Raw genomic sequence first — 400 nt, 5'->3', positions numbered from 1 at the left:
GGATGAGCGTCCCCTGCGGTTGCAGCTTCGTCCGACGCTGTCGTCTGCGGAGAAGGCGCTGGCTGCTCCGCCGGAACCGCGCGCGTGCGCGTCAGCACGTTCGGCAGCACATCCGGCTCCAGAGCCTCCGGCGGCGTGGACAGCGCTTCGGCGACCGTGAGGACCGGTTCCGGTTCCGGAGTGGGGGTTGCCGGGTCCGCTACAGCCGTGGCGGTGGGCTCGGTCGCGACAGCTTCTGAAACCACGGGCGAGATCATAGCCGGTTCGCTTGGTACCGGCGCGGCGGGGGAAGGCTCGACCGGGCGGATCGGTTCGACGCGCGTGGTGGTCTCGGCCTGCGCTGGTTCGCTGCGGATCGGTTCGGCGCGGGCGGCGGTGCCGGCATCGGCCAGCACTTGGC

General features: G+C 71.8%; 1 pseudogene. It reads right to left on the bottom strand.

What is annotated here, in order from left to right:
- A pseudogene (locus tag DY467_RS25920) lies at positions 1 to 400 on the bottom strand (DUF4407 domain-containing protein); the annotation flags it as partial.

Origin of the sequence: Rhodopseudomonas sp. BR0G17 (assembly GCF_010907025.1) — a bacterium.
Taxonomy (GTDB): domain Bacteria; phylum Pseudomonadota; class Alphaproteobacteria; order Rhizobiales; family Xanthobacteraceae; genus Rhodopseudomonas; species Rhodopseudomonas palustris_H.
The sequence above is the reverse complement of the archived record's forward strand: the minus strand, read 5'-3'. Positions and strand labels throughout refer to the sequence as shown.